General features: G+C 65.6%; 10 protein-coding genes and 1 pseudogene. 4 read left to right on the top strand and 7 right to left on the bottom strand.

Annotation, left to right across the window (positions count from 1 at the left end):
- Positions 1-8: 8 nt before the first annotated feature.
- On the top strand, positions 9-962 hold the full coding sequence (locus FDW83_RS14175; RefSeq protein ID WP_138138729.1) for a hypothetical protein: 954 nt from the start codon (positions 9-11) through the stop codon (positions 960-962).
- A gap of 49 nt (positions 963-1,011) precedes the next feature.
- Here FDW83_RS14175 and FDW83_RS14170 read toward each other — a convergent pair whose 3' ends face one another.
- Complete coding sequence (locus FDW83_RS14170; RefSeq protein ID WP_138138728.1) at positions 1,012-2,364, bottom strand: MFS transporter; 1,353 nt, start codon at positions 2,362-2,364, stop codon at positions 1,012-1,014.
- 142 nt (positions 2,365-2,506) lie between these two features.
- Here FDW83_RS14170 and purH point away from each other — a divergent pair, with 142 nt between their 5' ends.
- Positions 2,507-4,192, top strand: a complete 1,686-nt coding sequence (gene purH / locus FDW83_RS14165; protein ID WP_138138727.1) for a bifunctional phosphoribosylaminoimidazolecarboxamide formyltransferase/IMP cyclohydrolase — start codon at positions 2,507-2,509, stop codon at positions 4,190-4,192.
- 181 nt (positions 4,193-4,373) lie between these two features.
- Here the strand turns inward: purH and FDW83_RS14160 are convergent, their stop codons facing one another.
- Both FDW83_RS14160 and FDW83_RS14155 read right to left on the bottom strand, forming a co-directional pair.
- Positions 4,374-4,592, bottom strand: a complete 219-nt coding sequence (locus FDW83_RS14160; RefSeq protein WP_138138726.1) for a hypothetical protein — start codon at positions 4,590-4,592, stop codon at positions 4,374-4,376.
- Positions 4,576-5,535 carry a serine protease gene (locus tag FDW83_RS14155; RefSeq protein ID WP_138138725.1) on the bottom strand — a complete coding sequence of 320 codons (960 nt, stop codon included), beginning with the start codon at positions 5,533-5,535 and terminating at the stop codon, positions 4,576-4,578. The genes FDW83_RS14160 and FDW83_RS14155 overlap by 17 nt, the downstream gene beginning before the upstream one ends.
- A gap of 332 nt (positions 5,536-5,867) precedes the next feature.
- Between FDW83_RS14155 and FDW83_RS14150 the strand changes: the two genes are divergently transcribed.
- Entirely contained in the window at positions 5,868-8,087 is a 2,220-nt protein-coding gene (locus FDW83_RS14150) for an NADP-dependent isocitrate dehydrogenase (protein WP_138138724.1), read from the top strand.
- Between the two features lie 87 nt (positions 8,088-8,174).
- Here the strand turns inward: FDW83_RS14150 and FDW83_RS14145 are convergent, their stop codons facing one another.
- Positions 8,175-9,095 carry a DMT family transporter gene (locus tag FDW83_RS14145; protein WP_240720991.1) on the bottom strand — a complete coding sequence of 307 codons (921 nt, stop codon included), beginning with the start codon at positions 9,093-9,095 and terminating at the stop codon, positions 8,175-8,177.
- 84 nt (positions 9,096-9,179) lie between these two features.
- Between FDW83_RS14145 and FDW83_RS14140 the strand changes: the two genes are divergently transcribed.
- Positions 9,180-10,076, top strand: a complete 897-nt coding sequence (locus FDW83_RS14140) for a LysR family transcriptional regulator (protein ID WP_138138723.1) — start codon at positions 9,180-9,182, stop codon at positions 10,074-10,076.
- Positions 10,077-10,128: 52 nt separating this feature from the next.
- On the opposite strand, the gene FDW83_RS14135 is transcribed toward FDW83_RS14140, so the two are convergent.
- The 3 genes and pseudogenes from FDW83_RS14135 to FDW83_RS19200 all read right to left on the bottom strand — a co-directional run.
- Positions 10,129-10,689 (bottom strand): hypothetical protein, encoded by a 561-nt coding sequence (locus FDW83_RS14135; protein ID WP_370281303.1) that lies wholly within the window; start codon positions 10,687-10,689, stop codon positions 10,129-10,131.
- Positions 10,686-11,903: a serine/threonine-protein kinase gene (locus FDW83_RS14130; protein WP_138138722.1), complete on the bottom strand. Its 1,218-nt coding sequence runs from the start codon at positions 11,901-11,903 to the stop codon at positions 10,686-10,688. The genes FDW83_RS14135 and FDW83_RS14130 overlap by 4 nt, the downstream gene beginning before the upstream one ends.
- A gap of 283 nt (positions 11,904-12,186) precedes the next feature.
- A pseudogene (locus FDW83_RS19200) lies at positions 12,187-12,858 on the bottom strand (hypothetical protein); the annotation flags it as partial.

Below are 12,858 nucleotides of genomic sequence, written 5' to 3'. Positions count from 1 at the left end.
CATGGGGCATGAGGATTCCCCCGCAGTTGCCCGCAGGTCTCGGCACAATTCCATTCACGGTCACTGAAGCAATTGACGCCGGAGCCAGTGTTGGGCGTCTCCGCTACAGGGGCTTCTCCATCCCGTCACGGGGAATTCGTGTCCCTGCATCTGCGACGGAGGACAACAATCACTCAAGCATCCGGCCTTACACAATAGTCACGGCATTTTCTGCCGCTTCCCACGCAACTGCATTTGTCCTGTGGCAATTTCCTGGTTACCTGCCGGGCGTCGGCCGTCAGACCATCCATATCTCCCGCCCGGATACCATGGCAATTGTCCGGCGTCGGGGTGTCACCGGATACGTCGGCCAATTCTTTGATGACGAGATCGTAAGCTGCGAGGGGCTCCTCGTCACTTCGAGAGTCCGCACCTGGCTCGACTGTGCCCGTAGGATGTCGGTAGACGAAATCACCGTTGTTGCCGACCACTTGCTAAGAGAACCAAGACCGGCGCTGGAGGGACGTGATGCCCCCTTCGCAACGATGGAAGATTTGGAAGAGATGCTGGACCGGCACAAGGGAACGCCAGGTATCCGGAAAGCCCGGCTCGCTTTGAAACAAGCACGGGTCGGGGCGGATTCCGCGCCGGAGACGAGGCTGAGGCTGGCACTGGAATATGCAGGCGTGCCAGAACCGGAACTGAACGTGCCAACTGTCCTGGGGGCCGGCGTCGTACGCCAACCTGACCTGAGCTATCCGGAACAGAAAGTTGCCGTGGAGTACGACGGCGAGGTGCATTCAGACACGGCCAGGATCATCCGGGACATCACCCGCGAGGAAGACTACACGCGGGCTGGTTGGCTCATGGTTCGAATCTCGAAGCTGCATATGGAGAACGAGGCCAAGGCCGCGGTGCGCAAAGTCAGCCGGGCGCTCCGATCGCGGGGTTGGATGCAAAGCGACTCGCAATTGACGTCGTGAACGGGTGATTTCACGACGTTAAATGCGATCCAGTTGGGAGGGGGAGGGGTCACTCGAGCCGGCGCTGCTTGGTTTCCGGCGAGAAGAAGGCCATCCACAGCACCGATACGAGCACCAGGCCGCCGGCCAGCGCGAAGGACGTGGCCAGGCCCAGTTCCGGCCAGAAGTAGCTGGCGAAGATCAGCGGGCCGAAACCGGCACCGATCCGCGAGAACGTGGACGCCCAGCCGAAGCCGGTACCCCGCAGTTCGGTGGGATACAGCTCGGACACATAGGCGTAAAGCACAGGAATGGCCACCTGCACCACAAATCCGAATACCAGCAGCCAGAACACCGCCGCGCTCGGGATGTCCACCACAAACGCCACGATCACCAGGGTCAGCGCGGACAGCGGGCCGGTGATCGCAAGGATCCATTTGCGGCCCACCCGCTCCACCAGCAGGGCAGCAACGATCACGCCCAGCAGCCCGACGGCGGCCATGGACGCCGTGGTCACGAACGCCTTGTACTCGGCGAACCCGGCCCCGATCAGGATCCGCGGCATCCAGGTCAGCGACAGGTAGTAGACAAGCAGGATGCTGAAGAACAGGGCCCAGGCCGCTGCGGTGATCTTCCAGTTGAACTGCCAGACGGAGCGGAGCTGGGTCCACGCGCTGCCCGCGGAGAGCCGCGGCACGTCCCTGGCATCGGGCAGGCTGTATACCCGGGCTTCCGCCCCAGTGGCCTCCACAAGGCCGTCAATGACCCTGGCCGCTTCCTCCCGACGGCCCTTGCGGATCAGGAACAGCGGGGATTCCGGAACGCTGCGGCGCACCCAGAACACCAGCAGCGCAGGCAGGACCATCACCAGCATGGTCAGCCGCCAGTCACCGTACAGTGCCACCAGGCCCGCCGAGACAAAGCCGGCCAGCGCTGCGCCGATGGGCCACCAGCCGTCCATGGCCGTGAGAACCCTGCCGCGCTGTTTCCGGGGCGTGAACTCACCCACCAGCGCGTAATCCACCGGGATGCACCCGCCCAGGCCAAAGCCGGCCATGAAGCGGAAGACGCAGAACCAGACGAAGTCGGGGGAGAAGGCACCGAAAACGGTGAACAGCGAGAAGATCAGCAACGTGGCCGTGAAGGCCTTCTTGCGGCCGATGGTATCCGCGATGGTGCCCCACACGAAGGCCCCCAGGGCCATGCCGATGAGGTTGGACGTGCCCACCCATGCCACCTCGCCCGGAGTCAGCGCCCAGTGTGTTGAGAGCAGCGGAATGAGGATCCCGTTCAGGGTCACATCCCAGGCATCGAACATAAAGCCCAGCCCGCCGATCAGGAAGATCCTGCCTTGGACCTTCCATCGCCATGGCAGTTCCTGGACCACCTGCTCCCCGCTTGGCACAGTGGTGTAAGTATTCATCGCAGCCTCCTGCGGAAAACTCTAGTCGCGTGCACCGGCCTTCATACTCCGGAGGACTCACGGGTCAACTGGCGCTTCACGATAAACTGGCCGTATCCCCACCAACCGCGGCGCTGTTCCGCGAGATAAGACGGAGACATTTGTGAGCTTCACGCAGCATGAGCGCGTATCCATTGACCGTGTTCCCATCCGCCGGGCGCTGATCTCGGTCTACGACAAGACCGGTCTGGAGGAGCTCGCACAGGGCCTGCACGCAGCGGGGGTGAAGCTTGTCTCCACCGGGTCCACGGCCAAGAAGATCGCCGCCGCGGGGATCCCGGTCCAGGAGGTCGAGGAAGTCACCGGTTCGCCGGAGATGCTGGACGGCCGGGTCAAGACCCTGCACCCGCGCGTCCACGGCGGCATCCTTGCCGACCGCCGCGTGGCAGCGCACATGGAAACCCTGACTGCCATGGAAATCGAGCCTTTCGACCTGGTGGTGGTGAACCTCTACCCGTTCGTGGAAACGGTGAAGTCCGGCGCCGCCCAGGACGACGTGGTGGAGCAGATCGACATCGGAGGCCCCGCCATGGTGCGCTCCGCCGCGAAGAACCACGCCGCCGTCGCAATCGTGGTGGATCCCTCCTTCTACAGCCAGGTGGTCACCGCAGCCGCTGAAGGCGGCTTCGACCTCAAGACCCGGCGCAGGCTGGCCGCCAAGGCGTTCGCCCACACCGCCTCCTACGACAATGCAGTGGCCACCTGGACCGCCAGCCAGTTCCTGGACGAGGACGGCGACGGCGTCATCGACTGGCCAGCCTATGCCGGCCTGTCCCTGGAACGCTCAGATGTCCTGCGGTACGGCGAGAACCCGCACCAGCAGGCGGCCCTGTACGTGGACAAGGCCGCGCCCGTCGGCATCGCGCAGGCCGACCAGCTGCACGGCAAGGCCATGAGCTACAACAACTTCGTGGATGCCGACGCCGCGCTCCGCGCCGCCTTTGACTTTAGCGAACCGGCCGTGGCCATCATCAAGCACGCCAATCCCTGTGGAGTGGCTGTCGGTTCCGCGGACGCCGCCGACCCCATCGCCGATGCGCACGCCAAGGCCCACGCCTGCGACCCCGTGTCCGCGTTCGGCGGCGTGATCGCCGCCAACCGTCCCGTCACTGCAGGAATGGCAAACACCGTCAAGGACATCTTCACCGAGGTTGTCATCGCCCCGGGCTTTGAGCCGGAGGCCGTGGAGATCCTTTCCACGAAGAAGAACATCCGCCTGCTCGCGCTTCCTGAGGGCTACGGCCGGTACCCGACCGAAATCCGCCAGGTCTCCGGCGGCGTTCTGGTGCAGGTCACAGACAAGGTGGACGCAGACGGCGACAACCCCGCCAACTGGACTCTCGCCGCCGGCGAGGCCGCGGATGAGAAGACCCTCGCTGACCTAACCTTCGCCTGGACCGCATGCCGCGCCGCCAAGTCGAACGCCATCCTCCTCGCCGCCGACGGCGCCGCCGTCGGCATCGGCATGGGCCAGGTCAACCGTTTGGACTCCTGCCGCCTCGCCGTGGAACGGGCCAACACCCTGGGCATCAAGGTGGAGTCCGACGTCGACGGCGCCGGCGGTGCGTCCAATGCCGACGCGGGCGGGGCACCCCAGCGGTCCCGCGGCGCCGTTGCCGCCTCCGATGCCTTCTTCCCGTTTGCCGACGGCCTGCAGATCCTGATCGACGCCGGCGTCCGCGCCGTGGTGCAGCCCGGCGGATCCGTGCGGGACGAGGAAGTCATTGCGGCAGCGAACGCGGCCGGAATCACCATGTACTTCACCGGCGCCCGCCACTTCTTCCACTGATCCCCACCGGCGCCCTAACCTCGCAAGTCCGCACCGGCTCCCAGCCCTCGCAAGCTCCGGGCCGGGGCCCTCGCCGGAGCGGCTCCACGGCCAGGGAACCCGGCCGGCGCCGGCCCAGTCATAACGACGGCGCCTGCCCCCGCGAAGGGGACAGGCGCCGTCGTTGTTTCCTGCGGCAGGTTTAGGGCGAGGTTTCGGCCGCGCCGCCGCCCGTGTCACCAGTGTCTGCGTCCCTCTGATCGAGACGCGCACCTTCCGCCGGAAGCCGGAGCTCCCGCGGCTTGGCTTCCGCCATCCGCTGCCTGGTCCAGTACTCGAGGATCTCCTCGCGGGTCTGGCGCACGTCGCTGCGGGTCACGGGATCCCGGCCGCTGGAGTCGCTGCTAGGAGACTGCTGCACTGTTGTAGGTCGCCTGGATGACGGTGCCCCAGTAGGGGCCGTACATGAATTTCGAACCGCTGTAGCCGTAGCTGTTGACGGTGTTCTGGGTGCCGGCGGAGCTGGTGCCGATGAACCACGGGCCGCCCGAGGACCCGCCCGTCATGTCGCAGGGGATGCCCTGCGTGCCGAACTGCGGATTGGTGGTGTCCGGGGTTGCCGTTCCGGTGCAGCTCTTGAGGGTCTGGCCGTCGAAGGGCGATGCTGCGGGGTAGCCGAAGGACTTGTAGGTGAGGCCGCGCGCCTGGTTGAACGCCACTCCCGATCCGCCCACCACGTCCGTCAAAGTCTGGTTGTCCAGCTTGTCCATCACTGCGAAGCCGGTGTCGTAGGCCATGTCGCCGGACGCGCTCCACTGGGTGGGGGCGTGGTAAGACCGTGCCGTCCACTTGCCGTAGGGCGCGGCGCCATTGTTGTAGGCCGGAACAAAGATGAAGTTGGTGGCGAAGGCGCCGGGGCCGTCGTTCAGGCAGTGGCCGGCCGTGGAGACGGTGCTCTCGTTGACCGAGGCAACAGCGTTGGCGGAACAAACATAGTTGGCTCCGCCGAGGGTGAAGAACACCTTGCCGATGTGCTTGACCGGAGTCTCGCTGACCGCGATTGTCTGCTTCCCCCGGGTGGACTTGACCTCGCTGCTCTTGCCCTTTTCAACCGCCTTCGAGCGGTTGCCCCGCTCCAGTGCCTTACTTGCCAGGACATCGCCCGGGATGGCGGCGCGCATCTTGTCCGCCGTCCAGTACTCGGCCGCACCGGCGCCCTCGACGGTGATGCTGACGACTGAGGGATCCTTTTTGTCATTGAAACCGGCCGGCTTGGCGGTGGCTGCGCCGGCGGAGGCAAGTGCCAGAACGGCGGCCGATGAGAGGCTCAGGAGGCCCGTGGCGAGTGACCTGGTGCGTGTCATTGTTGTCCTGTCTGAACGGGGAATCGGCCCCGGGGCGAGCCGGAGAGTGACCTAGCAAATTTATCGTCATATGACAAATTTGTAAATAGTAGTGACGTTTCATGTAGCGCTTCCAGGCGCCTCTCCGGGGCGTCGAGGACGGGAAAGTACGACGTCGGCCCCGCACCCGAGTGCGTGCCGCCGTCGTCCGTTCTCCATCGCTGTAATCTGCTCACCGGCGGGGTAATCATGAACGGCCGGTACGGTCCAATTCCCCGTCCTCGGGTAAGTTGTAGGTGGTGGAACAGACCGACATTCCACAACCAAGCCGACCCACAGGGAGACGCCCGCGCATGTCCAAGATTATCTACACCCACACCGACGAAGCGCCGATGCTGGCTACCTATTCGTTCCTGCCCATCATCGAGGCGTTCGCTTCGACCGCAGGTGTGGAGGTGGAGACCCGCGACATTTCGCTCGCCGGCCGCATCATTGCCCAGTTCGGTGACTACCTCACCCCGGAGCAGCAGATCGGTGACGCCCTTGCTGAACTGGGTGAACTGGCAAAGACGCCTGAAGCCAACATCATCAAGCTGCCCAACATCAGCGCCTCCATCCCACAGCTGAAGGCCGCCATTGCAGAGCTGCAGGGCCAGGGATACGCGCTGCCGGACTACCCGGACAACCCCTCCTCGGACGAAGAGACGGCCATCCGCTCCCGCTACGACAAGATCAAGGGCTCCGCCGTGAACCCGGTCCTGCGTGAAGGCAACTCGGACCGCCGCGCCCCGCTGTCCGTCAAGAACTACGCGCGCCAGAACCCCCATTCCATGGGCGCCTGGACCGCGGACTCCAAGACCAACGTGGCCACCATGGGCAAGGACGACTTCCGCTCAAACGAGAAGTCCGTGGTCATCGAATCCGAGGGCACCATCGCCATCCAGCTGGTCCGCGAGGACGGTTCCGTCAAGGTCCTGAAGAAGGCCTTCCCGGTGCAGGCCGGCGAGGTTATCGACGGCACCGTTATGCGCGCCGCGGCACTGGATGAATTCCTCAAGGCCCAGGTTGCCCGCGCCAAGGAAGAGGGCGTGCTGTTCTCGGCACACCTGAAGGCCACCATGATGAAGGTCTCCGACCCCATCATCTTCGGCCACGTGGTCAGGGCCTACTTCGCCGAGCTCTTCGACACCTACGGCAAGCAGCTCGCCGCCGCAGGCCTGAGCCCCAACAACGGCCTCGCCAGCATCCTCAGCGGACTCGAGGACCTGCCGGAGGACGTCCGCGAAGGCGTCCAGAACCTCATCAAGAAGGGCCTCGAAGAGGGCCCCGCCCTGGCCATGGTGGACTCGGACAAGGGCATCACCACCCTGAACGTGCCCAGCGACGTTATCGTGGACGCCTCCATGCCTGCGATGATCCGCAGTTCCGGCCACATGTGGGGCCCGGACGGCAAGGAAGCCGACACCCTGGCAGTCCTGCCGGACAGCTCCTACGCCGGCATCTACCAGGTTGTCATCGACGACTGCCGTGCCAACGGCGCCTACGACCCCACCACCATGGGCACCGTGCCGAACGTTGGCCTGATGGCGCAGGCGGCTGAAGAGTACGGCAGCCACGACAAGACCTTCGAAATCCAGGAACCGGGCACCGTCCAGATCGTGGACGGCTCGGGCAACGTCCTGATCGAGCACCAGGTCTCCGCAGGCGACATCTGGCGCGCCTGCCAGACCAAGGACGCCCCCATCCGCGACTGGGTCAAGCTGGCTGTCACCCGCTCCCGTGCATCCCAGACTCCGGCCGTGTTCTGGCTGGACGAGGACCGCGCGCATGACGCCAACCTCATCGCCAAGGTCAACGAGTACCTCAAGGAACACGACACCGAGGGCCTGGACATCCAGATCATGTCTCCTGTGAAGGCCATCGCGCACACGCTGCAGCGGATCCGCAAGGGCGAGGACACCATCTCCGTGTCCGGCAACGTCCTCCGCGACTACCTGACGGACCTGTTCCCCATCCTGGAACTGGGCACCAGCGCCAAGATGCTCTCCGTTGTTCCGCTGATGAACGGCGGCGGCCTCTTCGAAACCGGCGCCGGCGGTTCCGCCCCGAAGCACGTCCAGCAGCTGCTCCAGGAAAACCACCTGCGCTGGGACAGCCTGGGCGAGTTCCTGGCGCTGGCAGTCAGCTTCGAGCACCTGGCCACCACCGCCGGCAACGCCCGGGCACAGGTCCTGGCTGACACGCTGGACCGTGCCACCGGCACCTTCCTGCTGGAGAACAAGTCCCCGAGCCGCCGTGCCGGCGAGCTGGACAACCGCGGCAGCCACTACTACCTTGCCCGCTTCTGGGCTGAGGAACTGGCCAAGCAAACGGACGACGCCGACCTGGCCGCCGCATTCAGCCCGGTCGCCGAAGAGCTGTCCTCACAGGAGCAGACCATCGTGGGCGAGCTGGCAGAGGTCCAGGGTTCCCCGGTGGACATCGGAGGCTACTACAACCCGGACGACGCGAAGGCTTCTGCCGTGATGCGCCCGTCCGCCACGTTGAACAAGGTCATCGCGAGCCTGAGCTAGGCTGGGCGGCTGCCGCAGGCAGCTGAAGGCAAAGAGGCGGCGTCCCGGGGTGTCCCGGGGCGCCGCCTTCTTTGTTTTTTGGTGTTGTTAACGGGCCGCCGGCGCCTCTGTCCGTGAAGCGCCGTCGTCCCGAACATCGGGGCCCGGACGCCCTTCCCGTCCGGACTGCAGGGTTACACCGACCCCGGCCGCCATCACCAGCGCGACGCCCGCGAGTGCGGTCAGTCCCGGTGCCTGTCCAAGCACCACAAAGCCAATGGCCACGGCGATGGCGGGCTCCAGGCTCATCAGCGTTCCGAACACGGACGCTTTCAGGCGGCGCAGGGCCAGCAGCTCAAGGCTGAAAGGAATCACCGGCATCAGGAGCGCCAGACCGGCTCCAACAAGCAGCAGCTGCCAGTCCAGCCGGCCAACTACGGCCGGGCCCACCAGCACAGTGGTGGCAGCGGCGGCGACCGGCAGGGACACCGCCAGCGCCTGAAGGCCATTGACCTCATCGCCGGCGCGCTGCGTCAGGAGGATATAAGCGGCCCAGCACGCGGCCGCTCCGAGCGCCAGGAGCACACCAATGGGATCGCTGCCGCCGCCATTCCATGGCTCGGTCAATGCGGCCACTCCTGCCGCTGCCACCAGGGCCCACCACCGGCCGGCCCCGCGGCTGCGGACCACGGCAACAGCCAGAGGGCCGAGGAACTCCAGCGCGCTTGCGGTTCCCAACGGGATGCGCACGGCCGCGGCCATGAACATCAAGGTCATGCCGGCCGTCGCCAGCCCAAGCAGGATACATGTGACCAAGCCGGACCGGCTCAGGGGGGACCGCCACGGCCGGGTGAAGGCCAGGAGGAACACTGCAGCCCAGGCAAGGCGAAGCCACGAAACTCCCTCTGGACCCAGCGCATCCGAAAGCCCTACCGAAGCGGCGAGTCCCAGCTGGACACAGCACATCGCTGCTCCTGCCATTGCTGTTCCGGTCTTTGCGTTGTTGCTGCCCTTGCCTGAAGAAGTCACCCACTTAGTAGAGCGGGTCCATACTGTTGACGTCCACGTGACGATAGTGAACACACCGTCCGTAAATGACGGACAATAAGTTGCATGGAAACCCGCAGCCTGGAAGTCCTCCTGGAACTTGCCCGCCAGGGGTCGATGCGCAACGTCGCCGACTCCCTGGGCACCACCACGTCCACCGTGTCCCAGCAGATCGCGGCCCTGGCACGTGAAACGGGCACGTCCCTTCTGGAACCCGCAGGCAGGGGAGTTCGCCTGACCCCGGCCGGCCGGCGCCTGGTGGACCATGCGGTCACCATCCTTGCAGCAGTCGGCGCTGCCACGGCAGAACTGGATCCGGAGGCCGAACCCGAGGGAACGGTCCGTGTTGCCGGTTTCGCCACCGCAGTCCGCAAGGTGCTGATGCCCGTCGTCGGTATCCTGGCCGGCACGCACCCCCGCGTGAAGATCGAAGTGCGGGAGCACGAACCGGCTGAAGCACTGGCACTCCTGGCCGCTGACGCCGTCGACCTCGCCCTGACCTATGACTACAACCTGGCCCCGGACAGCAACGGCAGCACCTACGATTCACTCCATCTGTGGAGTACCCCGTGGAGCCTGGGCATGCCGGAGGCAGCAGCGGTGCGTGGCACGGCTCCAGAGGTTTTCCGCCTCCTGAAGGACAGCGACTGGATCGGCAACTCCCGCAACCGGGCAGACGAGGAAGTCCTGCGACTCATCTCATCAATGGCAGGGTTCGAACCCCGGATAAGGCACCAGGCCGACAGCCTTGACCTCGTGGAGGACCTGATCTTGGCCGGCATGGGAATCGGCCTCCTGCCGGCTGACTGGCAACCCCGCAACGGGGTGGCACTGATTCCGCTCCGGGAACCCGAGGTTGTGGTGCGTGCCTACGCCCGGACCCGGCACGGCAACAACAGGTGGCCCGCACTTGCGGCAGTCCTCGCCGGTGTCACCGGGGCGGTGGAGAGCCCTGGGGACTAAACCCAAGCCCGGGCTGCTGGGCCGACGTCCTGCCCTGCCTTCCCGGAAGGGTTCAGTCCTTGCCCTTGCCCTTGTCCTTTTCCTCGTCTTTCTTGTCTTCCTCTTTGTCCTGCTCCGGGACGGGGACCGGCGCAGGCTGGGGAATCACGGGCGCCGGTGGTTCCGGCAAGGGCGACGGAGACAGGGCTGCTTCGGCCGCCGCCTTTTCCTCAGCCGCCTTGGCCTCTGCCGCCTTTTCCTCAGCCGCCTTCGCCGCTGCCGCCTCAGCCGCCTGCGCCGCTGCCGCCTCAGCTGCGGCGATCACATCCTTGAGGTCGGCCCGGACCGCGGTAGCAATGGTGGTGATGCTGCGGCGGCGTTCCTCGGAAATGTCACCCCTGCCCTGCGCGGCCTCCAACTCAGCCTCGAGCCCTTCGAGGGCCTGCAGCGCAGCAACGGGATTATTCTGCGACGACGCCTGTGTCACCTCAAGTACACGGGCCTGGAGCTGCCGTGCGGCATCGCGCTGCAGGCCCGTTTCCTGTGCGCCGCAGCCGGCCAGCAGACCCGCGGCCAGCGAGCCGGCCAGGCAGGCAGTTAACAGGCGTTTACCTTGTGCAAGCCGCAGCCTCACGGTTCAACGCTCTTCTGGAGCTCCTCCAGATGGTCTCCCAGCACCCCGGTCACCTCTGGATAGGGCACGACGTCGGCGGGAGACTGCGCGGACAGCGTCATCATGACGGCGGCCACCGCAGCCGCGACCACCACAAGGCTCAGAACCACAGCCAGCCAGAAGCGCTTGGTCCGGGCTTGCGGATGCAGTGACTGCACCGGGTCAGAATCAGCTGCCGCCTTGTCCGTGGCTACAAGCCGGTTCTCCTGCGCAGCGGCCTCCCGGATCTCGTCCACTGATTCTTCGGCAGTGATGGACGGGGGATGGAACGGCATCGCGGGCAGCACACGCGTAGTTTCGGGCGCCAGTTCCCCGGGCGTGGACGCCGGTGAGACGAGGGCCTGGCGCAGTGCCACCTCGATATCCGCAGCAGCCGGCCTTTCCAGGGGCTCGATCGAGGTCATGGAGCGAATGAGGTCGGCCCACTCCTTCGGGACGTCATCAGGGATCTCGGGGGCACGGTGCAGACGCGCGACTGCCGATTCCACTGCACTGCCCGGATACTCCACTGTTCCCTTGATGCACTCAAGCAGCACGAGGCCGAGCGAGTAGATGTCGGTTGCGGGCGAGAGCGGCTGGCCCATCGCCTGCTCCGGGCTGAGGTAGGCGGCAGTGCCCACCATGGTTCCGGTGGCCGTCAGCCTGGTCGAGTCGACGATCCTGGCAATGCCAAAATCGGTCAGCTTGGGGCGGAGCGGTTCGCCGGGCCGGATCTGGACCAACAGGATGTTGGCCGGCTTGATGTCCCGGTGAATGATGCCCAGCCCGTGGACATATGCCAGCGCGTCGGCGATCCCGGCGCCAATGACTGCCAGTTCCTCCAGGGGGACCGTGCTGTGCCGGATACGTGTCCGCAGGTCCTGGCCCTCCACCAGTTCCATGGTAAGGAACGGCCGGGGTTCCTCCGGTATACGGTTATCAATGCCGGCGTCGAAGAGCGTGACCAGCCCGGGATGATTCAACGTGGCCAGCAACTGGATCTCTGCTTCCTGGCGCTTCAGTTCTTCAGCGTCAGGGGCCTGTGGAGCGAAAAGCTTGAGGGCAACATCACGGCCCAGGTTTTCGTCCCGGGCAGAGTAGACCGAGGACATCCCGCCGCGGCCAATAACTTCGCCCAACCGATAACGTCCGCCGACAACTTCATTCGTGATGGAGCTAGGCGATTCCGCCACCATGACCGTTCCTCCCGGTGCGCCGCGGCACTCTCGTACACAAATTATACGGGCGCTACGGTGAAACTCACGATTGGCCTTGGCAGTTCCGGTCAGGCACACCGGCGGTCCGGCGGCGAACTTCGGGGATTTCGCCGCCGGACCACCGGCCACAAGGACATGTGTGCTGAGGACATGTTTGCGTTTGCTTTATGCGTTTTCCTGGGCAGACCTCCCTTCCCTCAGCCTGCTGGCTGCAGCCGCTTCAAGCGCAAAGTGCAGGCGTTGTCAGAAGCTTTGGAGCCAGCTAGGACACCCGGCGCTTGCGAAGCATCAGGAGTCCGGCCGCCAGAAGCAGCAGGGCGAGCGGGGCCAAAGAAGCGTCCACGCCCGTGTTGGCGAGGGCGGTGCGGCCCTGGCCTGGCGCGCTGCGCGGGGTGGTGTCAGCGGCAATGGCACCACCAACTGCAGTGGAACCTGCGGGGGCTACCGAGAAGCCGCTGGTACCGGTTGTGCCGTTTTTCCCGCCGTTGGTGTTGCCGTTGCCGGTATTCCTACCGGAGGTGCCGTTGTCCGTACCGTTTCCTGTGCCCGAGCCATTGCCCGTGCCGGGGTTGTTGGTGCCGGTGCCAGGGTTGTCGGTGCCGGGATCAACAGTGCCTACGCCGCCGGTGTTACCGTCACCCGGATCCGTGCCGGGGGTTTCGGTGCCGGGGTTCTCGGTGCCCGGGGTGCCGGTGCCGTCACCGATCAGGCCGAGACCGAGGTCAACGTCCAGGCCCGCTCCCAGGTCCAGTCCGCCGCTGCCGCCGGTGGTGCCGTCTGTGCCGTTGCCGCCGAGGTTGATGTCGACGACTGCGTCTACGACGGTCTCGAGTCCGCCGGTGGTGCCGTCAGGGCCGTTTGTTCCCAAGCCGACCAGGGTGACGTCGAGTGCAGCATCTACAGCGGCGCCCAGGCCACCGGTCGTGCCGTTGTG

Origin of the sequence: Pseudarthrobacter sp. NamE2, assembly GCF_005796205.1 — a bacterium.
In the GTDB taxonomy this organism is placed as follows: domain Bacteria; phylum Actinomycetota; class Actinomycetes; order Actinomycetales; family Micrococcaceae; genus Arthrobacter.
This window is presented reverse-complemented; position numbering and strand designations above follow the sequence as displayed.

Coding starts and splice junctions, on each gene's coding strand:
- FDW83_RS14175 (WP_138138729.1), top strand. CDS start 9: ATGAGGATTCCCCCGCAGTTGCCCGCAGGTCTCGGCACAATTCCATTC.
- FDW83_RS14155 (WP_138138725.1), bottom strand. CDS start 5,535: ATGACACGCACCAGGTCACTCGCCACGGGCCTCCTGAGCCTCTCATCG.
- FDW83_RS14130 (WP_138138722.1), bottom strand. CDS start 11,903: ATGGTGGCGGAATCGCCTAGCTCCATCACGAATGAAGTTGTCGGCGGA.
- FDW83_RS14150 (WP_138138724.1), top strand. CDS start 5,868: ATGTCCAAGATTATCTACACCCACACCGACGAAGCGCCGATGCTGGCT.
- FDW83_RS14170 (WP_138138728.1), bottom strand. CDS start 2,364: ATGAATACTTACACCACTGTGCCAAGCGGGGAGCAGGTGGTCCAGGAA.
- FDW83_RS14140 (WP_138138723.1), top strand. CDS start 9,180: ATGGAAACCCGCAGCCTGGAAGTCCTCCTGGAACTTGCCCGCCAGGGG.